17 protein-coding genes and 2 tRNA genes are annotated in these 21,728 nt (G+C 68.4%); 14 read left to right on the forward strand and 5 right to left on the reverse strand.

Features of this window, described 5'->3' with window-relative positions; translation table 11 throughout:
- Window positions 1–460 precede the first annotated feature (460 nt).
- The 4 genes from QSJ59_RS11530 (at window position 461) to QSJ59_RS11545 (ending at window position 6,774) form a co-directional block, all read left to right on the forward strand.
- Window positions 461–1,426, forward strand: a complete 966-nt coding sequence (locus tag QSJ59_RS11530) for a sugar phosphate isomerase/epimerase family protein (RefSeq protein ID WP_285759319.1) — start codon at window positions 461–463, stop codon at window positions 1,424–1,426.
- A 114-nt stretch (window positions 1,427–1,540) separates the two neighbouring features.
- Window positions 1,541–4,324 (forward strand): PQQ-dependent sugar dehydrogenase, encoded by a 2,784-nt coding sequence (locus QSJ59_RS11535; RefSeq protein ID WP_285759320.1) that lies wholly within the window; start codon window positions 1,541–1,543, stop codon window positions 4,322–4,324.
- Between the two features lie 121 nt (window positions 4,325–4,445).
- On the forward strand, window positions 4,446–5,411 hold the full coding sequence (locus QSJ59_RS11540; RefSeq protein WP_285759321.1) for a hypothetical protein: 966 nt from the start codon (window positions 4,446–4,448) through the stop codon (window positions 5,409–5,411).
- Window positions 5,412–5,577: 166 nt separating this feature from the next.
- Window positions 5,578–6,774, forward strand: coding sequence for an ROK family transcriptional regulator (locus QSJ59_RS11545; RefSeq protein ID WP_285759322.1), 1,197 nt, complete (start codon window positions 5,578–5,580; stop codon window positions 6,772–6,774).
- Window positions 6,775–6,827: 53 nt separating this feature from the next.
- On the opposite strand, the gene QSJ59_RS11550 is transcribed toward QSJ59_RS11545, so the two are convergent.
- Window positions 6,828–7,871 (reverse strand): M48 family metallopeptidase, encoded by a 1,044-nt coding sequence (locus tag QSJ59_RS11550; RefSeq protein ID WP_285759324.1) that lies wholly within the window; start codon window positions 7,869–7,871, stop codon window positions 6,828–6,830.
- Between the two features lie 178 nt (window positions 7,872–8,049).
- Between QSJ59_RS11550 and nadD the strand changes: the two genes are divergently transcribed.
- The 7 genes from nadD to QSJ59_RS11585 all read left to right on the forward strand — a co-directional run bounded on the left by nadD (window position 8,050) and on the right by QSJ59_RS11585 (window position 13,788).
- Window positions 8,050–8,700, forward strand: coding sequence for a nicotinate-nucleotide adenylyltransferase (gene nadD / locus QSJ59_RS11555; RefSeq protein ID WP_285759325.1), 651 nt, complete (start codon window positions 8,050–8,052; stop codon window positions 8,698–8,700).
- Window positions 8,701–8,766: 66 nt separating this feature from the next.
- Window positions 8,767–9,168 carry a ribosome silencing factor gene (gene rsfS, locus QSJ59_RS11560; protein ID WP_285759327.1) on the forward strand — a complete coding sequence of 134 codons (402 nt, stop codon included), beginning with the start codon at window positions 8,767–8,769 and terminating at the stop codon, window positions 9,166–9,168.
- Between the two features lie 31 nt (window positions 9,169–9,199).
- On the forward strand, window positions 9,200–9,826 hold the full coding sequence (locus QSJ59_RS11565) for a histidine phosphatase family protein (RefSeq protein ID WP_285759328.1): 627 nt from the start codon (window positions 9,200–9,202) through the stop codon (window positions 9,824–9,826).
- A 79-nt stretch (window positions 9,827–9,905) separates the two neighbouring features.
- Window positions 9,906–9,978: transfer RNA gene (locus QSJ59_RS11570), tRNA-Ala, on the forward strand.
- A 224-nt stretch (window positions 9,979–10,202) separates the two neighbouring features.
- Window positions 10,203–10,275 (forward strand) — tRNA-Ala (locus QSJ59_RS11575).
- Window positions 10,276–10,688: 413 nt separating this feature from the next.
- Window positions 10,689–11,528, forward strand: a complete 840-nt coding sequence (locus QSJ59_RS11580) for a DUF427 domain-containing protein (RefSeq protein ID WP_285759329.1) — start codon at window positions 10,689–10,691, stop codon at window positions 11,526–11,528.
- 208 nt (window positions 11,529–11,736) lie between these two features.
- The gene (locus QSJ59_RS11585; protein ID WP_285759331.1) at window positions 11,737–13,788 is read left to right on the forward strand and encodes an ATP-dependent DNA helicase; all 2,052 of its coding nucleotides are present in this window, start codon (window positions 11,737–11,739) and stop codon (window positions 13,786–13,788) included.
- 44 nt (window positions 13,789–13,832) lie between these two features.
- Here the strand turns inward: QSJ59_RS11585 and QSJ59_RS11590 are convergent, their stop codons facing one another.
- The 3 genes from QSJ59_RS11590 to QSJ59_RS11600 form a co-directional block, all read right to left on the reverse strand.
- Window positions 13,833–14,357, reverse strand: a complete 525-nt coding sequence (locus tag QSJ59_RS11590; RefSeq protein WP_285759333.1) for a DUF6315 family protein — start codon at window positions 14,355–14,357, stop codon at window positions 13,833–13,835.
- Between the two features lie 196 nt (window positions 14,358–14,553).
- Window positions 14,554–15,777 (reverse strand): AI-2E family transporter, encoded by a 1,224-nt coding sequence (locus QSJ59_RS11595; RefSeq protein ID WP_285759335.1) that lies wholly within the window; start codon window positions 15,775–15,777, stop codon window positions 14,554–14,556.
- Between the two features lie 95 nt (window positions 15,778–15,872).
- Window positions 15,873–16,223, reverse strand: coding sequence for a hypothetical protein (locus QSJ59_RS11600; RefSeq protein WP_285759336.1), 351 nt, complete (start codon window positions 16,221–16,223; stop codon window positions 15,873–15,875).
- A gap of 161 nt (window positions 16,224–16,384) precedes the next feature.
- On the opposite strand from QSJ59_RS11600, the gene QSJ59_RS11605 reads away from it, so the two are divergent.
- The gene (locus QSJ59_RS11605) at window positions 16,385–17,845 is read left to right on the forward strand and encodes a hypothetical protein (protein WP_285759337.1); all 1,461 of its coding nucleotides are present in this window, start codon (window positions 16,385–16,387) and stop codon (window positions 17,843–17,845) included.
- 53 nt (window positions 17,846–17,898) lie between these two features.
- Here QSJ59_RS11605 and QSJ59_RS11610 read toward each other — a convergent pair whose 3' ends face one another.
- Window positions 17,899–18,699 carry a glutamate racemase gene (locus tag QSJ59_RS11610; RefSeq protein WP_285759339.1) on the reverse strand — a complete coding sequence of 267 codons (801 nt, stop codon included), beginning with the start codon at window positions 18,697–18,699 and terminating at the stop codon, window positions 17,899–17,901.
- A gap of 241 nt (window positions 18,700–18,940) precedes the next feature.
- Between QSJ59_RS11610 and QSJ59_RS11615 the strand changes: the two genes are divergently transcribed.
- Both QSJ59_RS11615 and QSJ59_RS11620 read left to right on the forward strand, forming a co-directional pair.
- Entirely contained in the window at window positions 18,941–20,368 is a 1,428-nt protein-coding gene (locus tag QSJ59_RS11615) for an FAD-binding oxidoreductase (RefSeq protein WP_285759341.1), read from the forward strand.
- A gap of 58 nt (window positions 20,369–20,426) precedes the next feature.
- The gene (locus QSJ59_RS11620; RefSeq protein ID WP_285759343.1) at window positions 20,427–21,698 is read left to right on the forward strand and encodes an SAM-dependent methyltransferase; all 1,272 of its coding nucleotides are present in this window, start codon (window positions 20,427–20,429) and stop codon (window positions 21,696–21,698) included.
- Window positions 21,699–21,728 lie beyond the last annotated feature (30 nt).

Below are 21,728 nucleotides of genomic sequence, written 5' to 3' on the forward strand. Positions count from 1 at the left end.
AGTTAGGAAACACAATGTTTTCCTGCTTTGTCATCCGATATGGCTAAGTCACCTGGTTGTCGCGTCCTGGAAACCTGTCTGTGCAGGCTGGGGCGTCCTCCAGCTCGCGCGTCACGGCGGCGGTCTCCATGTATTTCTGCTGGTAGGGGCGCCATGCTTTGCGTTTCTCGGTTCGCGGCACCATCAGCTTTTGTTGCTGATTGTCGGATTTAACTGTCCGTGACTTTGTTAGCCGACTGGACAAAGATTGAAACTTCTTGGCCGAAGATATGGCTCTTGGGCGGTTATGTGTGTAACTTCACGTCTGTACCGGCCCGGTTCGCTCCAAGGATGCGCTAGGGCGCTTCCCTAGGGTGCGGGTCGCCCTTCACCGGACCGTGCGTTCTCGCACGGTCCCCCTGGTGGCGCGCCGGCGCGCGCCGCCTCTGCGGAGCGCCCCCGACTGCATGAAGGAGAAGGCATGGCCAGAATCGACAGGAGCGAATTCGGAAGACGCGGATTCCTCCGGACCCTCGCCGCCGGCACCGTGGCGGTGAGCGCGGGGGCCCTCACCGGAGCTGCCGCCGGCCCCGCCCACGCCGCCGCAGGACGGCTGATCCCGCCCGGCAAGATCGGCATCCAGCTTTACAGCATCCGGGACAAGGTGAGCAGCCTCGGCTTCCGGGTCGTACTGGAAGAACTCGCCCGCATCGGCTACAAGGAAATCGAGTTCGCCGGTTACACCCAGGGTTCGGTCGGCGCCATCACGGTGCAGGAGATCCGCCAACTGCTCGACGACAATGGGCTCAAGGCAGTGGGCAGCCACGTCGGCCTGGGCGCCTGGCGCGCCAACACCGAGCAGGAACTCGACAACGCCGAGATCCTCGGCCTCAAGCACGTCGGCACCGCCAACGCCCCTACCAACGTCAACACCGTTGCGGGATACAAGGCCGCCGCTGACGAGTTCAACGTCTTCGGCGCGGCTGCCGCCTCGCGCGGCATCAAGTTCTACCAGCACAACCACGCCGGGGAGTTCGGCTTCGCCACCGACCAGCCCAGCGTCCGCCTCTACGACGTCTTCCTGGAGAACACCGACCCCAACACGGTCTTCCTGGAGATGGACATCTACTGGGCCTTCGCCGGCAAACACCTCTACCCGGGGTTCGAACCGGTGGACTACGTCAACGCCAACCCCCGGCGCTACCCGCTGTTCCACGTCAAGGACGGCAAGACCAACAACGCCAACAGCAACGGCTACGACATCATCGAGTTCGGCGCCGGTGACCTGCCCTTCCAGAAGTTCTTCAGCTCGCTGCGCACCCGCGGTGCCCACCACGGCATCTGGGAGCAGGACAACGCGGGATCCACCGCGGTCCCGCCCCACCCCGTGGACTCCATCGGCAACGCCGAGCGCAGCTACGACGCGATCTACCGGCTGCGCGGCTAGCCCCCCGGCCAACCACCCCGCACCCCCACCCGGCGCCGTTTCCCAGGCGTCCGGGCGTGGCACCCGTGTGCCCGACACCCCCAGGGATCCGTCTCCCGCCAAGGAGCACCCAGCGTGAAATCTGCATCACGACGTCTGCTCAGCCTGTTCTCCGGGCTGATACTCCTGACCGGTTTCATGGTCGCCGGCCCCACCGCCGCCTTCGCCCATCCCGACGACCCCCACGACGACGAGCCGGCCCTCGACTGGAACAACTACGAGCGGGTCACCCTCACCAAGAGCGTCGGAGAGCCGATCGACCTGGCCCTCATGCCGGACGGGTCCATCCTGCACACCGCCCGCAACGGCGAGGTACGCCGAACCGACCCCGCGACCGGGCTCACCAAGATCATCAACACCATCCCGGTCTACGCCAACTCCGAGGACGGCCTCCAGACGATCCACCTGGACCCCGACTTCGACGAGAACAACTGGGTCTACGTCTTCTACGCACCCCCGTTGGACACCCCGGCCGGTTCCGCCCCCCAGCGGCTGCCCGCCGGTGCCGACGACTCCTACTGGGACGCGTGGAAGGGCCACAACCAGCTCTCCCGGTTCAAGTGGGACGACAGTGCAGGGGCGCTGGACCTGGCCAGCGAACAGGTCATCATCGAGGTCGAGGTCCAGCGCGGCCAGTGCTGCCACGTCGCCGGCGACATCGCCTTCGACTCCGCGGGCGACCTCTACCTCGCCACCGGTGACAACACGCCGGCCTCGGCCCCCGGCGCCAACGGGTACGCGCCCAACAACGACGCCCCCGGCTTCAACCCCGGCTACGACGCGCGTCGTTCGGCCGGCAACACCAACGACCTGCGCGGCAAGATCCTGCGCATCAGCGTCGAGGACGACGGCTCCTACACGGTCCCCGAAGGCAACCTCTTCGCCCCGGGCACCGAGGGAACCCGCCCCGAGATCTACGTGATGGGCCTGCGCAACCCGTTCCGCATGGAGATCGACCCCGCCAACGACGCCCTCCTGTGGGGCGAATACGGTCCCGACGCCGGGACCGCGAGCGACACCCGCGGCCCCATGGGCTACGTCGAGTGGCAGTCCACCAGCAAGCCGATCAACGGCGGCTGGCCCTACTGCCACGGCCCCAACGCCGTCTACAACGAGTGGGACTTCGCCACCTCGACCCCCGGCGAGTGGTTCGACTGCGACGCCCCCGTCAACAACTCCCGTTGGAACACCGGCCTCACCGACATCGGCGTCCCCGCCACCGAACCGCAGCTCTGGTACGGCGACTCCGACGACGACCAGCCCTGGCCCGAGCTGACCGCCTTCGGCGGCAGCGGCCAAGGTCCCATGGGCGGCCCGGTCTACCACTACGACCCCGACAACCCCGCCCCGGGCAAGTTCCCCGAGTACTGGGACGGCAAGGCGTTCTTCGGGGAGTTCTCGCAGAACTACATGGCCGCCTTCGCGATCGACGACCCCGACGGTCCGGTCACCCATATCGAGAACTTCCTGCCCAACGAGCACCTCGACTCGATCGTCGCCCCGCCCTGGCGCGGTGTCATGGACTTCGAGTTCGGCCCCGACGGCTCGCTCTACGTGCTGGAGTACGGCACCGGCTTCTTCCGGGAGAACCCCGACGCCGGCCTCTACCGGATCGACTACGCAGAGGGCGTCAAGGCGCCCACCGGACGCTTCACGGCCACCCCGCGTTCCGGACAGGCGCCGTTGACCGTCGAGTTCGACGCCTCCACCTCAACCGACCCCGCCGGAAGCGAACTCACCTATGAGTGGGACTTCACCGGCGAGGGCGAGTTCACCGAGACCGGCGTCACCGCCACCCACACCTACACCGAGAAGGGCGAGTACTTCCCCCGCCTGCGCGTCACCAACGCCGAGGGCAAGTTCAGCCTGGTCTCCCAGACCGTCGTGGTCGGCAACACCGCCCCCGAGGTCGAGATGATCCTGCCCGTCGACGGCGGTTTCTTCGAGTGGGGCGACGAGGTGCCCTTCGAGTCGGTGATCACCGACCCCGAGGACGGCGACGACATCAACTGTGACCGCGCCCTGTGGCAGTTCGGCATCGGCCACGACGGTCACGCCCACCCCGGCGGCACCGGCTCCGGCTGCTCGGGCACCATCCCCACCCCCTCCGACTCCGACCACGGCGAGACGGAGAACACCTACGGCGTCTTCCTGCTCACCTACACCGACTCCGGTGCCGAAGGCGTCGGGCCGGCCACCGGTGAGGGTTCCGCCTACATCAACCCCAAGCTGCGCGAGGCCGAATGGGCCGGTGAGATCAACGGCGGCGAGATCGTCAACGACAGCAGCGCCAGCGGACAGCGCAAGGTCACCGGTCTCGGCGAGGGGGATTGGATCTCCTTCGACCGGTTCAACTTCACCGGCATCAGCGGCGTGACGTTGCGTGCGGCCGCGGCCCAGAGCGGCACCGTCCAACTCCGGTGGAACGCCGCGGACGGACCGGTGATCGGCGAGGTCGAGTTCGACGAGAACAGCGGCTTCACCAGCGCCTCCACCTTCCTGGAGAACGCGCCGGACGAGACCGGGACGCTCTACATCAGCGCCAGCGGCGGGATCGACCTGGACTCGCTGATCTTCCGTGGTCACGGAGTCGCGGTTCCGGTTCCCGCCGGTGACGCCCTGACCGGCCTGGAGGCCCTCGTGGCCGACTCCGGACTCGACCGGAAGGCTGAGAAACTCCTGGGAACCACGCTCGACGTGGTCTCCCGCCACCACGCCAACGGTCGCACCACCCAGGCCGTCGCGGAACTCCAGAAGTTCCAGAACCAGGCCACGGACGGTACCAACGTCACCGACACGGCCCTTGCCGAGGACCTTTTCTGGGCAGCCCAGGGGGTCATCGAGAGCCTCGGCGACTGACCTTCCGCCCCCTACCGCAGCCGCCCGGACTACCGGTACAGTCCGGGCGGCACCTCCGGCCTCAAGGGCTACTCGGGACCGGGATCCCCCACATGTGTTCTGTCCAGAAAGGGACACCCCCATGAAGCTTCGAAGCATCGTCGCCGCCACCTCGTTGTTCACCATCGGAGGCATGGGCCTCTTCGCAGCCCCCGCTAGCGCCGACCTCGTCACCACCTGCAACGGCGTCGGCGGCGCGGTCACCGTCCCGGGTGACCTCATCGTCCAGGCCGGCAAGTCCTGCTCCCTCACCGGCACCACCGTCGAGGGCAACGTCACGGTGCGCGCCGGTGCCGACCTCGTCGTCAACGGCGGAACCTTCAAGGGCAACGTCACCGTCCAGGAGGACGGCTACTTCGACGCGGTGGACACCACCATCTCCAACGCCGTCACCGCTCGTAGCGCGTTTGGCACCTACCTGGAGGACAGCTCGCTGGGGGCCAACCTGCGCGCCGTCCCCATCGCCGGATCCGACGTGAGCGGTTTCGTCTTCGGCGTCGGCTCCAGCGTCGGCGGCGCCGTCAACGCCACCACCGGCGACCTCTTCCTCGACGGGGCCACGGTCAGCGGTGCGGTCACCGCCGACGGCACCGGCTACGCCGACATCTACGACACCGTCGTCAACGGCAACCTGCGCATCGCCAACAACGCCGACGGCAGCGTGTTCTGCGGCGGCGAGGTGTACGGGGGCGCCACCTACATCAACAACTCCAGCATCGTGCAGGTCGGGTCGGACGGTCCCGCGTCCGCCTGCTCCGACGTCAGCTACTGGGACAAGAACGTCACTATTCGCGACAACACCGCCACCATCCACGTCGACAACAACATCGTTCGCGGCAACCTGACCGCGCAGGGCAACTCCCCGGCCGCGCTCGCGGGCGAGAACAACCGCGTGCGTGGGACGATTACCGGGGACCTTGGCACCATCGGTTCCGGCTTCGCGGCCCGCATGGCCCAGGTCGACCACTCCGCTGAGCTCGAGGCCAAGGCCGAGGAGCGCCGCGGCGAGGCCAAGGCCGACGCCAAGCAGGCCGGTAAGGCCTTCTAGCACTCGGGCCGGGGCCTGTTCGCCCGGAGGGCTCCCGCTTCGGCGGGAGCCCGATCGCGGTCCGGGAAGCCCCGGACCGCGCACACACTAGGGGTGGATATTGCTCGGGGGACAGGACACCGATCGGGCCTGGGCCGCACCGGAACAGGTGTGGCAGGATGCACATGTGGCTGCAACGCTCGCCAGTAGGGCGGAGACCCGCACCCAGGCCCGTATCCTGCGGTTGCTCCGTGACGAGGGGCCGCTCTCGCGCGCCGAACTCGCCGACCGGCTCCAGGTGTCGCGCACCACGGTCGCCGCCGAAGTCGGGCGCCTCACCGAACTCGAACTCGCCGAGGACGCCGGACCGGCCTCCTCCCGGGGCGGACGCCGTTCCACGATCGTGGACTTTCGCGCAGACCTCTGCTTCGCAGGCATCGACATCGGCGCCACTTCACTCAACATCGCCGTCACCGACGGGCGACTGGCCATCCTGGCCCGCGCCACCGAGACCATCGACGTCCGGCAAGGGCCCGAGGTGGTCCTGCCCAAAGCGCTGCGCGCCATCCGTGACCTGCTCGCCGGCCTCAACCGGCCGCACCGCCTGGTGGGCGCCGGGGTCGGGGTTCCGGGGCCGGTCGACTTCCACCGCGGTGTCCCGGTGTCACCACCGATAATGCCCGGCTGGGACGGCTACCCCGTCCGGGACGCCCTGGCCCGGGAACTCGGCTGCCCCGTCCAGTTGGACAACGACGTCAACGTGATGGCGCTGGGGGAGCACCACTCCGGTGTCGCCCGCTCGGCGCACGACTTCCTGTTCGTCAAGATCGGCACCGGCATCGGCTGCGGGATCATGGTCGACGGCCATATCTACCGTGGTGTCCACGGTTGCGCCGGCGACATCGGCCACATGACCGTCGAGGAAACCGGTCCGGTGTGTGCCTGCGGGGAGAAAGGCTGCCTGGAGGCCATGTTCGGCGGGGCCGCACTGGCCCGCGACGCCACCATCGCCGCCCGCGCGGGCCGTTCCCCCGCCCTGTTGGCCCGCCTGCAGGAAAACGGGGTGCTCACGGCCGCGGACGTGGGCGAGGCCGCCGGGCGCGGCGACCCCTGCGCGGTGCGCATGGTGCGCGACGGCGGACAGAGGGTGGGCCTCACCCTGGCCGGACTGGTGTCCTTCATCAACCCCGGCATGATCGTGATCGGTGGCAGGGTCGCCGACCTCGGACACCTGCTGCTCTCCGAGATCCGCGGGGTCGTCTACCGCCGTTCCCTGCCCCTCGCCACCCAGAACATGCCCATCGTCCTCAGCGAACTGGGTCCGGACGCGGGAGTCGTGGGTGCCGCGCGCATGGTCAGCGAAGCGGTGTACGCGGCGGAGTGAGTACCGCCCGCCGGTTCTTCAGCCGACGGGCCGGTACCCAGAACGGGGCACGCTCAGCCGGCCGAGCCGTCACGGCTGCCACTGTTCTTCCAACGCTCGGCGACGCTGTCGAAGATCTTGCCGCCGGTGCTGGCCGCGCTGCCGGCCACGTCGCGCAGCGTTCCCACCAACGGGTCGGTCGTGCGCGACCAGGACTCACGGTAGGAGTCCGCGGCGTTGCGCACCTCGTCGCCGATCTTGGCGTCCTTGTCGCTGTCCCGCCGCGGGTACTCGCCGTTGATGATGCGGTTGTAGGAGCCGTCCTTGATCCAGCGGTCCAGTTCGGCCAGGCGAACGACCGCGAACGGGTGGGTCTGGCCCTGGGTGATGAGCAGTTTGAGGAACCCGTCGCGCACGTCGCCGGCGGCGTCGTACTCCTTGGCCTGCTCCAGGAACGCGTCGGCGTTCATCTGGGCCAGCCGGGAGCCGCCCGCCATCTTCATCAGGGCGCGCTTCGCGGCGTCGGGGTCCTGGGCTGCCAGCAGGCCTGCGCGGTCGCACGACAGTTCGGACTTGCGGTACCACTCCTCCAGCGCTGCCACGATCGCGCGCAGGCCGATGTAGCCCAGCGGGATCCAGGCCACCCGTGCGGCGAGGCGGATCAGGGCGAGCAGCATCGTGCGGTACACGGCGTGCCCGGACAGGATGTGGCCGACCTCGTGGCCGACCACGAAGCGCTGCTCGGAGGCGTCCAGGAGGTCGAACAGTCCGCTGGTCATGACGATGAAGGGCTTGCTGCTGCCGATCGCCATGGCGTTGGGCTGCGGGTTCATCTGGATATAGAGCTCGGGGACCTCGTCCAGGTCGAGGACGTAGGCGGCGTCGCGGACGTAGTCGTAGACGTCGGGGAACTGCTGTTCGCTCACCCGTACCGCGCTGCCCAGGAACATCAGGCGCAGGGCACGTTCGTTGAACAGTCCGGACATTCGTTTGAAGACCTCGTCGAATCCACGCAGCGACCGCAGCGCGACGAGTGCGCCGCGGTCCGCCGGGTGCTCGTAGGCCCGTGAGGAGATTGCTGGGAGACGAACGCGAGTGCGGTCAGGAGTAGTCGACATGCCCGCATGGTATGTGCCGTCCACGCGCAAATCCATGATTTTCGCGAACGAGATATGACGCGATTCGCGGAGCGGTTTTGCGTACCTCCGGTGGGGGCGCGCGACAGTTCGACGGACATGCGGGCTAATCTCTGCGGTGAGCAGCCCATCCCGACCAATCGGGGACGAACCGAAAGTGATGGCCGTGCCCAAGCAGAAGACGAACGTGAAGCCGAGCGAGACCCGGCCCACCGGAGCCCCGCGCCGGGTCGGCATCATGGGCGGCACCTTCGACCCGATCCACCACGGACACCTGGTGGCCGGGAGTGAGGTGGCCCACTTCTTCAACCTGGACGAGGTCCTCTTCGTCCCGGCCGGTCAGCCCTGGCAGAAGGAAGAAGACAAGGTCACCCCGGCCGAGCATCGCTACCTGATGACGGTCATCGCCACCGCGGAGAACCCCCAGTTCCGGGTCAGCCGCATGGAGATCGAGCGCGCGGGGCCCACCTACACCATCGACACACTGCGTCAGATGCGCCAGTACTACGGCGCTGACGTGGAGCTTTTCTTCATCACCGGCGCGGACGCCCTGGGCGCTATTCTGAGCTGGCACAACGTGGATGAACTCTTTGAACTCGCGCATTTCGTAGGCTGTAACCGTCCTGGACACCGGCTCGCCGATCCCGGACTGCCGGAAGGCAAGGTCAGCCTGGTGGAGATCCCCGCGTTGGCCATCTCCTCGACCGAGTGCCGTGAGCGCGTCCGCAAGGGCGAGCCCATCTGGTACCTGGTGCCCGATGGCATCGTCCGATACATCAACAAGACAGGGCTCTACCTCGGCGACGAGTAAGGGGCGGCGCCAGCCGCTCCCGTGCGACCGCTCGCCGACAGAGCCCACTGGAGGCAGCAACCCCTCGTGACCGCCACTGACCGGGCCGTCGAGCTCGTGAACATCGCCGCGTCGGCCGCGGCTGAGAAACTCGCCCAGGAGATCATCGCCTACGACGTCAGCGAACAGCTGGCGATCACCGATGCCTTCGTCCTGTGCTCCGCACCCAACGACCGGCAGGTCCGCTCCATCGTCGACGAGATCGAGGACCGCCTGCGCGAGTCCGGCGCCAAGCCGGTCCGCCGCGAGGGCGAGCGCGACGGCCGCTGGGTGCTGCTGGACTACGTGGAGATCGTCGTCCACGTCCAGCACGAAGAAGAACGCGGCTTCTACGGCCTTGAGCGCCTGTGGAAGGACTGCCCCGAGATCACGCTGCCCAAGGGGTCGCGCGGCGCCGCCCGCGAGGCCCAGGACAGCGACGTCAGCTGATCCACGCCCCCGACCCCCCAGGAGCGCACCTGTGACCCAAACCCGTCGCATCATCTGCTGGCGTCACGGACAGACCGACTGGAACGTCGAATCCCGTTTCCAGGGCCAGACCGACATCCCGCTCAACGAGCAGGGCGTCGCCCAGGCCGAGCGCGCCGCCAGCCTACTGGCGACGCTGCAGCCCGACGCGATCATCGCCTCCGACCTCCAGCGCGCCGCCGACACCGGCGCCGCACTGGCACGGCTCACCGGGCTCACCGTCGAGCACGACCCGGGCCTGCGCGAACGGTTCGGCGGGCCCTGGGAGGGGCTCACCCGGGACGAGATCTCGGCCAACTGGCCCGAGCAGCACCGCAGGATGGACATCCCCGGCGGCGAGTCGATGCCCGACGTCGGCGCCCGGGTGGCCGAGGTGATCGTGCGCGGGCTGGAGAAGGTGCCCGACAACGGGCTGCTCGTGGTCGCCAGCCACGGAGCCGCCCTACGAGCCGGCATCCACACCATGTTGGGGCTTCCCGAGGACCAGCTGGAGGCGCTCGGTTCGCTGAGCAACTGCGCCTGGTCGGTGCTCGGGCCGCGCCGCCTGGGCGGATGGAGGCTGCTGGAGCACAACGCCGGCACGCTGCCGGAGGGGACGGTCCTCGGCGACGACGGGTGACCCGTTTCGACGAACAGGCGGATCTCCGCTATTGTTCAGGGAGTCGGCAGGGGCGAGAGCCTCCGCCCGGCTCCCGCAAGGGGCTATGGCGCAGTTGGTAGCGCGCTTCCATGGCATGGAAGAGGTCTGGGGTTCGAATCCCCATAGCTCCACTCGACTCCGAGACGGCCTTGCTCGGGGGACTTCGTCCTCCGAGCCGGGTCGTTTCGTCGTTTCTGCTGGGGGGCGACCCCCAGGCCCCCGGTGCGGGGCTTCGCCCCACGGGGGGCGGTGACGTCGACCGAGCGGCACGGTGCGAGAAAACCGAGGGGTGCCCCGATCCTCGAAAAGCGTCACAGCCAGGGGCTGGAGTCAGGTAGAGTTGTTCTCGCAACAAGGGGCTATGGCGCAGTTGGTAGCGCGCTTCCATGGCATGGAAGAGGTCTGGGGTTCGAATCCCCATAGCTCCACTCCACTTCGAAACGACCTTGCTTGGGGACTTCGTCCGCCTCGCCGGGTCGTTTCTTCGTTTTCTCTGAAGAAGCCCCAGGCCCCGATGTGGGGCTTCGCCCTGCGGTGCAAGGCCGCCCCGCAAGGGGTCTCGCCCAGGACCATTCTGATCCGGGGTGGTCCTGCCTGCGCGTGACCGCGCTCGGCGGGCCGCCTTCGTCGCAGCCCCGGTCGGTTGTCCCGGTCGGCCACAGCGCCGTGCCGCCACTGCGCGCTGTCCCCGTCGGCCGCCCGCGGTATGGGACAACCGGCCCCGCCCCTCGGCCGTCGCCCGGTGGAATCCCCGTGACCAGCGACGATCATGGGGATTCCCGACCGCTGTGCGTGGATTCGCGTGGCGTTCCCGACGTGCCGAAAAGCCGGGAACGGGGTAGTGGAGGAGAGCACCAGCCACACGATCCACAACGGGGAGCCCACCATGTCGTTGACCTTCGGAGCCGGACCGCTGGCGGCCCATCCGCCGAAGACGGTGAACTACCGGCTCGAATCCCCTGCGCACGCGCTGTTCATGCACCCCTTCGCCCGCAGGGTACGCGCACTGAGGGAAGGCAAGGTCGTCCTTGACACCGACCGCGGGTTCCTGCTGCACGAGACCGGACTGCAGCCGGTCCTCTACGCGCCCGTCGAGGACTTCGCAGAGGAGCTGCTCACCCCCACCGACCACACCACGCACTGCCCTTTCAAGGGCGACGCGTCCTACCATTCGCTGACCGTGGGGGAGACGACCGTCGACAACGCGGTGTGGTCCTATCCCGACCCCACCCCCGAGGCTCTCTGGCTGCGCGGTCTGGCCTCGCTGTACTGGGACGCCGCCGACACCTGGCTCGACGAGGACGAGCGGGTCCGAGGGCACCTGCGCGACCCCTACCACCGGGTCGACGTCCGATCCTCCACCCGGTTGGTCCGTGTGGCCCTGGGCGACACTACCCTTGCCCTGACCAGCAGTCCCAAGGTGCTCTCCGAGACGGGCCTGCCCAACCGGCTCTACATTCCCCTCGCGGACGTCCACCAGGAGTACCTGGCGCCCAGCCGCACCCGCACCCACTGCCCCTACAAGGGCGACGCGGTCTACCACGACGTCCGCGTCGGGGGCACGGTCGCCTCCGACGCGGCCTGGTCCTACCGGCGCACCCTCAAGGACGGCTACGACGTCCGCGACCACGTGTGCTTCCTGCACGACGATCTCACCGTCACCGAGGAGCTCCAGCCCTGAGCCCGTCCCCGTGATCGCTGCCGTACCGGCGGCGCACGGCTTCGAGGACGCCCGTGCAACGGGGGCGGTCCGGCCACGACAACGGGGGCCGTGCCGGGCCGCCGGCAGCCGGACGGGGCAGCCGCGGAGAAAGGGCCGGCCTCCTCCGGCCGGGCACGCTGTGGACAACCGGCCCGGAGCGTCACCGCGGGCCGGTACTGTCACATGCGTGCCTGATCTTGCCGACGTCGAAACACTGCTGGACACCGCGGTGCGCGCGCTCGGGGGAGCGCGGCGCGAGGGACAGGTGGCCATGGCCACCGCGGTCGCCGAGGCCATCGAGACCGAGGAGCACCTCGTCGTCCAGGCCGGCACCGGGACCGGTAAGTCGCTGGGCTACCTCGTCCCCGCGCTGCGCCACGCCCTCACCGCCGACACCACCGTCGTGGTCTCCACCGCCACCATCGCGTTGCAGAACCAGTTGATCGCCCGCGACCTCCCCCGCCTCGCCGAGGCCCTGCGCCCCTTGCTCAAGCGCGAGCCCAGGTTCGCCATCCTCAAGGGGCGGCGCAACTACCTCTGCCGCAACCGGTTGGACACCGCGGGCCAGGACGCCGAGGAGGAGGCCGAGCTCTTCGACCCCAGGGCGCTGTCCTCACTGGGCCGCCAGGTCCAGCGTCTGCATTCCTGGGCGGAGGAAACCCTTACGGGGGACCGCGACGAGATCGTTCCCGGAGTCAGCGATCTCGCCTGGCGCCAGGTCTCGGTCGCGGCCAACGAGTGCATGGGGGCGGCCGTGTGCCCCTTCGGCACCGAGTGCTTCGCCGAGCAGGCCCGTGCCGAGGCCGCCGAGGTCGATGTCGTGGTCACCAACCACGCGCTGCTGGCCATCGACGCGATGCAGAACTACCACATCCTTCCCGAGCACGACCTGCTCATGGTCGACGAGGCCCACGAACTCGTCGACAGGGTCACAGCGGTGGCCACCGGCGCGCTCAACGAGAAGGCCATCACCCTGGCCGTCAAGCGCGCGACCCGGCTGTGCGACATCGAGCTCACCGAGCGCCTCTCCGAGACCGCGGACGGCCTCGCGATGCTCTTCACCGACGCCGACCCCGGCCGACTCGACCACATTCCCGACGCCCTGGCCACGGCGGTGGCCGCGGTGCGCGACGCAGCGCACGGCTGCGTCACCGCGATCGGCCCCGACAACAAGAACGACCCCGAGGCATCCAACGCCCGCCGCCTCGCACTGGCCGCGCTGGGCGAGGTGCACGACACCGCGGTACGTCTCCTGGAGTCCTTCGAGCCGCCGCTGCGCGAACGTCAGGACGTCGTCTGGCTGACCAAGGGCGATCGGCAGGCTCCGGCTCTGCACGTTGCACCACTGGGCGTGGGAGGTCTGTTGCGCGAGAAGCTGTTCGGTGACCGCACTACCGTCCTGACCTCGGCGACACTGGCGCTGGGCGGGTCGTTTCGTGCCCTGGCCGCGCAGTGGGGGCTGGGCCGTGAGCGCAGCGACGAGCCGCCCACACCGGAGCCGCGGCCCGAGGGAGCCCCCGAGCCCGAAGCAGGACAGCCCGGATCGGCCACCGAAGGGGAACCCCGTTGGCGCGGGATGGACGTCGGATCTCCCTTCGACCATGCCCGCAGCGGAATCCTCTACGTGGCCAAGCACCTGCCCACCCCCGGGCGCGACGGGCTCGATCCCCGCTACCTCGACGAGATCGCCGAGCTGATCGAGGCGGCCGGCGGGCGCACGCTGGGCCTGTTCTCCTCCATGCGGGCGGCGACCCAGGCCACCGAGGAGCTCCGTGAGCGCCTGGACTTCCCGATCCTGTGCCAGGGGGACGACTCCACCGGGCAGCTCGTCAAGGAGTTCGCCGCCGACGAGGGAACCTGTCTGTTCGGCACGCTCTCCCTCTGGCAGGGGGTGGACGTTCCAGGGCCGTCACTGCAACTCGTCGTGGTCGACCGGATCCCCTTCCCCCGTCCTGACGACCCGCTGGCATCGGCCCGGCAGCGCGCGGTCGGGGCGCGAGGAGGCAACGGGTTCATGTCGGTGGCGGCCACACATGCGGCCCTGCTCCTGGCCCAGGGGACGGGACGGCTGTTGCGGTCGATGACCGACAAGGGGGTCGTCGCGGTCCTCGACCCACGACTGGCGACGGCTCGCTACGGTGGGTTTCTGCGCTCCTCGCTGCCGCCTTATTGGGGGACCACCGACCCCGACGTCGCCCGCGCGGCCCTGAAGCGGCTCAACGGCGCGGTTCCCGTCTGACGGCGCGCTCCGGGGTGCGTCTTGGGCACGACGTATCCCGGACCTCAGCGCCTGGCCCGGAAACCGAACAGCCGGACGGCATAGCCGGGGTTCTCGCTGTCGGCGGGCTGGATGTACCAGCGGTCGTCGTGATCGCCGATGGACAGTTCGTTCCACATCAGGTCGATGAGTTTGAGCCGCGCCACCACGGAGGCGTTGGGGTCCAGCACGATCGAGTAGGCGCGGTCGGTGAGGCGTTGGGTGACCATGCCCACCGGCTGGCCGTTCCAGATCGCGGGCACGGGCGCGTGGCCGATCTCGACGCCACACAACCGTAGCTGTTCGACCTCTTCCTCCAGTGCCTCGGCCGCGAGCGCGTCGTCCAGGCGCAGCGCGTCCTCGAGTTCGTCGCGGTCCTCGTCAGGACGCATGTAGGCGTGGTAGGTCCGGTATCCGCAGGCCCGACAGACCCGCCACACCACGCACCTGGCCAGCCCGTAGGCGGATTGTGCCTCACCGATACCGCGATAGTCGCTGACCTTGCGGATCGCCCCGCAGTCGCAGCACAGAGCCGTCAACTCCTGTTTCATCCTCACAGTCCTCCTCCCACGTGTGAGTATGCGATGCCTGCCCTGTCTTAGGGAACCGATTCCGTGAAGCAGTTCCCACAAACTGTTGCCATCAACGCCCCAAAACTCCCGAGGCGTCGGTATTGCCCAGTCATTTCGCTTGAATTGCGACTTTCGGGTGCGGTAGGTTCCGCTTTTTCATGCATATCGCCGCTGACTAGCCCTGGCCGGCGTCTTTTCCGAGAGATTTTGCCGGTTCCGGCGGACTCACGCCAGGGGATTCGGATACTGGCTTGTCTGGTTCCACGCGGTCCGCTTCCGGGCCCGGTGGAGCCTCCGCATCCAGCAGCGGGTGTCCTTCGACCTTGTACCGCTTGATGTAGATGCTGAGAAAGGTCTGCAGGCTGGCGCCGACGGGCAGGGCCAGCAGCGCCCCGGGTGCGTTCAGCACCGCCGCGCCCGCGAGCACCGAGCCGAATGCCACCGCGGGGTGCATGTCCAGCGTCTTGGCAGTGATACGCGGTTGCAGCACGTAGTTCTCGAACTGCTGGTAGACGGTGATGAACACCAACATCCATAGTGCCTGCCACGGTCCGGCCATCAGTGCGACCATCACCGGGACCGCACCGCCGATGTAGGTACCGACGGTGGGGATGAACTGCGAGAGCACCCCCACCCATAGTGCGAGAGCGAAGGCGAACTGGACGTCCAGGACGATCAGTGCGAGGTAGTGCGCGCCCGCGCAGATCAGGGCGAGCAGGGCTCGGGAGTAGATGTAACCGCCCGTCTTGTCGATGGCGATCTCCCAGGCGCGCAGCACCTCACGCTGGGTCCGCGGTGGCAGCACCGAACAGATGGTGCGCCGGAAGCGCGGCCCGTCGGCGCACAGGTAGAAGGTGAACAGCGCGATGGCCAGGCCGTTGAATATCAGGACCAGCAGAGTGGTCCCCGCCCCCAGGACGTTGCCCGCGACGCTGGAGGCGTACTGCTCGACCAGTCCGCTCACCCCGGAGATCTCGCTCAACAGCGTCGTCGGTGAGAACGAAGTGTTGAAGGTCGAGTTGATCCAGTCCATCGCCGAGCGGGTCATCGTCGGCAATGCCTCGACGAATGCCACCACCTGGCTGAGCAGCATCGACCCCAGAACGGTCAGGAACAGTGCCAGCACGCCGAAGGCCACCGACATCACCGCGCCGGTGGCCGGTCCGCGCGGCCACCGGCGGCGGTGCAGCCAGTTGACAGCCGGTTCCAGCGCCAGCGCGAGGAACAGGGCGATCAGCAGAAGCACCAGCAGGTTCTGCAACCGGACGAACAACCACCAGGCGATGCCGAACGCCGCAACCGTCCACACCGCCATGATCATGGCGCGGGGCAGCCACGAGGGCATCGGACTCTTGGCGTCCGGACGCAGCGGCGCCCGGTGTGGGGATTGAGCGCTCATCGACCGACGCGACTTCCTAGCTCACTACGTTTCGGGGTGTCCTGTGCGCCGCGGACAGACGGGAGGACGGGGCGTGCGGACTCAAGGGGGTGTGCCTAGTCGTCCAGTGACAATCCGCGCTTGTTGCGGGTGGTCCATTCGCGCATCCGCTTGGGGTAGCCGACGATGTTGACGTCGTAGGCGGGGGCGGCCAGGTCATGGGCCACTTTGCGTAGCACCTCGGGGGAGCCGACCCTGCGTCGGATCCACTCTCCGTCGTGGGCCACCGCCACCGCGGTCGTTCCGGTCGCGAAGGTCTCCGGTTCGACGTAGAACTCTACGCCGGTCCGGTTCTTGGTGAATTCGATCAGGGCCTTGACATCGGAATCGTCGGCCGCGCGGTCATAGCGGACTTTTCCACCCTTGCGCTGTGCCCTACGGAGTCCGAAACGGTCCCGCCATCCCATACCGCAGTGCTCCCATCGGTTGCGCGAAACGGCCCAGATCACCGGCCGTCGACGACCCTTGCGAGTCTATAGCCCTGTTCCAACAGCACTTTTCGCATTTGCTCACGCGAGAGTGACCGCGCTGCTACTTTCAGTGTCGCCGTGCGTGAGGGGGAGGGTTCATGACATTGTGGACATGGGGCGATGAAACAGCCCAGAAGATGCGAGCGGACGGGCAAACCGTCCTGGCCGACGCGTTGGTACGGATGCCTGCGCTGGCCGCAGAGGGAGACCTCGACCGAATCGTGGCCGAACTACCGGACGCCCTGATCGGCGCCGAACGCGAGGGAGCGCCCTCCTGGGCGTCCCACTATCTGCACTACTGGGCAGTTGCCGTACGCGTCGGAGATCGGGCCGAGGGCGCCGTGGCACTGGCCGATGCCGAGCGGCTCGCCCATACGGTCCACGCGCAGGGGGCCGGGCACTGCCCGCCGGGGGCCTGCCCGACCATCGCGGTCCTGGCCTGTCACGCCAACGCTGACGGTCCCGGGCACATCGCCGCCCGGGCGATGCTGTTGGCCGAGTCCCTTCCGCACACCCAACCGGGAACACCGGCCTTCGAGGCCCTGACGCTGGCGTTCGCCGACATGCTCATCGACGACGACCGCGCCGACGAAGCCATCGGATACCTGGACGCCCAGGCCGAGGTGGTGCGCGCCACCGGAGTCGACGTCGGCCTTTACTACGGATTCGGTTACGTACGCGCACTGCGCCACTTGGACCGCTACGACCAGGCCCTGGCCGTGCTGGACCATTTGGAGGGCAACGGGGTCCTCACCTGGCCCGCCGGGCCGGCCCGCTCCGACGCCCAGCGTCGGGTCTCCTTTGAACGTGCCCGGCTGCTGGCCTGGTTGGCCCGCGCCGGCAAGCGTCCCGTCGCCGATGCCCTGGCCGCTCTGCCTCCGGTCGAAGAAGCGCAGGCGCACCCCTACCTGCGCACGGCCTGGGCCGACGCGGTCGAGCACCTGGTCGCCCTCGACGCGTTGCGCAACGATTGGCAGCTCGGTCACACCCTGACCGTCTGGGCCTGCTACCAGGAAGAGGTCGGAGCTCACCGGCGGTGCCTGGAACTGTCCACCGCCGCAGCCCGGCTGGCCGTCCGTCGAGGTGCTCGATGGGCGGCCGAGGGGGCCCTGCACCGCGCCCAACGCGCCCTGTTCCGGGTGCGACGCGACGACGACCTGATCGGTGACCTGGCCGAGGCGCGTACCGATACCGAGGAGCTCCCTGCGGCCGCGTCGGCTGTTCCGGCAGACCGGCTGGCCGCGTGGCTGCGCGAGGAAGGCGCGGAAACCGACCCCGAGACACGGGCCGACCTGCTGGTGGCGGCGTTGGCCGAGCGGCCTGCCGACACCGATCTGCTCAACGCCCTGGGAACGACCGGCCGTGTCCTGGGCCTGGCCGAGGCCGCGGCCCAACCCCAGTGGAGCAGTGTCCGAGCGGACCCCGGGAACACCGTCGCGGCGCTGGGGCTCCTGGAGTCCCTGCTGCACGACGATGACACCGACGGCGTTCGCGACCTGGTCCGCACACTCGCCGAGGCAGCCGCTCACCGGATGGCCGGGCGAGTCGCCACCGTCTGAGCACGGGTACGGCGACGAGTCGTCCTTGCGACATCTCTTCCTGTTGAGGGGACTCAGCCGGAAGAGGCGCCGGCCTGCCGGCCGGTGGCGTTGGGTGATCGGGCCAACAGGGCCCCGGCCGGGTAGACCAGCGCGGCCGGCGGCAGCGTCGCGAGGCGTCCGCTTGCGTAGACCGTCAGGGTTCCGGTGTGTGGCGCCTGCGGACGCGCCGAGGAGTTCAGGCGACGCAGCGTCTGGGCGGCGACCGCCCCCGCCGCTGTCAGCAGTGCCGGCCGGTGCCCGAGGGCTGCCCCGATGTGCTCGGAGACGAGATCGTAATGGGTGCACCCGAGTACCACCGCTGACGTTTCCACGGGAGTGCGCTCGGTGGCCCGCGCGATCGCGTCGTGCACGGCTCCCGGATCGGCTGTGTCCACGGCCTCGGCGAGTCCGTGACAGGCGACCGGCGCGACCGGGACACCGTGGGCGAACCGTTCGACGAGTTCACGCTGGTAGGGGCTGCCGGTGGTGGCCGGGGTCGCCCAGATCGCGATCGGCCCACCGCGGTCGGCCGCGGGTTTGACCGCGGGCACGGTTCCGATGACGGGGATCCCCGGTTCCAGTTCAGCGCGCAGGATCGTCAGCGCGTGCACGGAAGCGGTGTTGCAGGCGACCACGACGGCGTCGGGGGAGTCGCGCATGGCCGTCTGCGCGCCGGCGAGCGCCCGCTGGCCGATTTCGGCCGCGCTGCGCGGTCCCCAGGGCATGTGGTCGGGGTCCATGGACAGGATCAGGTCCGCGTCCGGCCGCGCCTCCCGCAGGGCGGCGGCGGTGGAGAGCAGACCGATTCCGGAATCGACTAAGGCGATGCGCACGTCAGCCGATGATATGCGTGCCGGACGCCTTGGACGGTCGTCCGCCTCACCCGGACGAGGTCATCGTCCACCTAAACCGGCAGGTATTCCCGCCTTGGGCGATCCGTAACGAAGAAGTCGGGAAAACGCCGGAAAGCCCTCGTGCGGTGCCGGAAACGGAGGACTAATCTGTCTCCAGGCCACGCCGAGAAGTGGCCCTGACCGGCTTGAAGACCGTACGAGAACCCCTTGTGACTAGCGGGTGAGTGTGATTCGTCAGCCTTTTACGTCAGACTTCGCCGACCATGTGGCCGCCGTGCGGGAGACGCGCCGTGCCTACTCCGAACTTCCCCCGGACGCGCCCGTCCGATTGGCCAAACCGACCTCCAACCTGTTCCGGTTTCGCGCGGAGACAGGCGGCCCTCGACTCGACGTCAGTGCGTTCTCCTCGGTGATCAGCGTCGACCCGGTCGGGCGCACCGCCGAGGTCGGCGGAACGACCACCTACGAGGATCTGGTGGCGGCCACGCTGGTGCACGGCCTCATGCCCTTGGTGGTGCCCCAGTTGCGGACCATCACCGTCGGGGGCGCGGTCACCGGGTTGGGAATCGAATCCAGTTCGTTTCGCAACGGCCTGCCGCACGAGTCGGTGGAGGAGATGGAGATCCTCACCGGTGCGGGCGACGTCGTGGTCGCCCGACGCGACAACGACCACCGCGACCTCTTCCACGGCTTCCCCAACTCCTACGGGACCCTCGGCTACAGTCTGCGGCTGCGTATCGAACTGGAGCCGGTCAAGTCCTACGTCCATCTGCGGCACCTCCGCTTCACCGACGCCGACGAGACGATGGCCGCGATGGCGCGGATCTGCGCGGACCGTGAGCACGACGGAGAGCCGGTCGACTTCGTGGACGGGGTGGCTTTCGGCCGCGACGAGCTCTACCTGAGCCTGGCGACGTTCACGGACGAGGCGCCATGGACCAGCGACTACACCGGCTCCGATATCTACTACACCTCGGTGCGGCGCTACAGCGGACCGGGAGCCGGCGACTACCTCACCACACAGGACTACCTGTGGCGTTGGGACACCGACTGGTTCTGGTGCTCGCGGGCGTTCGGCGTCCAGCATCCGATGGTGCGCAGGCTGTGGCCGCGCGCGCTCAAGCGTTCCGATGTCTACCGCAAGCTCGTGGCGCTTGACCGCCGTACCGATCTCAGCCGTTTGCTCGCCTACTACCGTGGGCAGCCGCCCGCCGAGCCGGTCATCCAGGATGTCGAGGTGGGGGTCGATCGGGGAGCGGAGTTCCTGGACTTCTTCCACCGCGAAGTCCCGATGGCGCCGGTGTGGATGTGTCCGTTGCGCCTGCGGGAGGGCCACGAGACGGGGACCGTGGAAAGCGGTCACGCCTGGCCGCTCTATCCGCTCGAACCGGGCCGGTTGTACGTGAACTTCGGCTTCTGGGGCATGGTGCCGATGCGTCGTGGCGGAGGACGGAGCTACCACAACCGGGCCGTCGAAGGCGAGGTGAGCCGATTGGGCGGACACAAGTCGCTCTACTCGGACGCTTTCTACACCGAAGACGATTTCTGGGAGCTCTACAACGGCACGGCCTACCGGAGTCTCAAGAAGGCCTACGATCCCGGCGGCCGCCTGCTCGATCTGTACGCCAAGTGTGTGGGGAACAGGTGACACGCCGATCCACGCGGCGGGTCAGAGCGATCGGCCGGCAGGCCGGAAGGGGAGTCCAATGCGACTGGCAGACATGTTCGAACGCGTTGTCGGTCCGGGCAGTCCGATCCGGCTGCGCGCCTACGACGGCAGCACGGCGGGCGATCCCGACAGCGATGTCACGCTCGTGGTCCGATCACCGGTGGCCCTCAACTACCTCGCGCAGTCACCCGGCGGTCTCGGCCTGACCAGAGCCTACGTCTCCGGGCACATCGACATCGAGGGGGACTTCTCCACCGCGCTTCGTGCCATGGCCGACCTGGTCGTGAAATCCGGTGTCTCGGTCGGCACGGGTGACCTCGTCCGGATCGCCGCGAACCTCGGCTGGGTCAAGTTCGTCAACCGGGTCCCGCCGCCTCCTCAGGAAGTCCGCCGATCGAAGCTGTCCTACTTGGGCCTGCGCCACTCCCGCCGTCGCGACGCCCAGGCCATCCACCACCACTACGACGTCTCCAACGCCTTCTACGAAATGGTCCTGGGCTCCTCCATGACCTACACCTGCGGCGTCTACCCGTATCAGGGGGCCACCCTGGAGCAGGCCCAGTTCCACAAGTACGGCCTCGTCTCGCGCAAGCTGGGGCTGGCGGAGGGGATGCGGCTGCTGGATGTGGGCTGCGGGTGGGGCGGGATGGTCATGCACGCTGCCCGCGAGCACCGGGTCAAGGCACTCGGGGTCACCTTGTCCAAGGAGCAGGCGGAGTGGGCGCAGAAGCGGATCGCCCAGGAAGGGCTCGGCGATCTCGCCGAGGTCCGGCACATGGACTATCGGGAACTTCCCGACGCCGGATACGACTGCATCAGTTCGATCGGTCTGACCGAGCACATCGGTCGCAGACAGGTCCCCGGGTACTTCGCGGCGCTGCACGCCAAGCTCCGGCCCGGTGGCCGGCTGCTCAACCACTGCATCACCCGCCCGCGCAACGACCTGCCCCCGATCCAGCCCAACGGCGTCATCAACCGCTATGTCTTCCCCGATGGGGAACTACTGGGGCCCGGTTGGTTGCAGACCCGGATGAACGATGCCGGCTTCGAGATCCGCCATCAGGAGAATCTGCGCGAACACTACGCCCTGACCCTGCGCGACTGGGCCGCCAACCTGGAGCGCAACTGGGACGCTGCGGTGCGGGAGGTCGGCGAGGGGACCGCCCGGGTGTGGCGCCTCTACATCGTCGGCTGCGTGCTCGGTTTCGAGTTGAACGCGGTCCAGTTGCACCAAATGCTCGGGGTCAAGCCGGACGGGGCCGACGCGAGGATGCCCCTTCGTCCTTCCTTCGAGCCCCCTGCCGGTTGACCCGGGCCGTGCGCCCCGTATCGGCCGACC

It is taken from the genome of Nocardiopsis ansamitocini (assembly GCF_030268225.1).
Lineage (GTDB): Bacteria > Actinomycetota > Actinomycetes > Streptosporangiales > Streptosporangiaceae > Nocardiopsis_D > Nocardiopsis_D ansamitocini.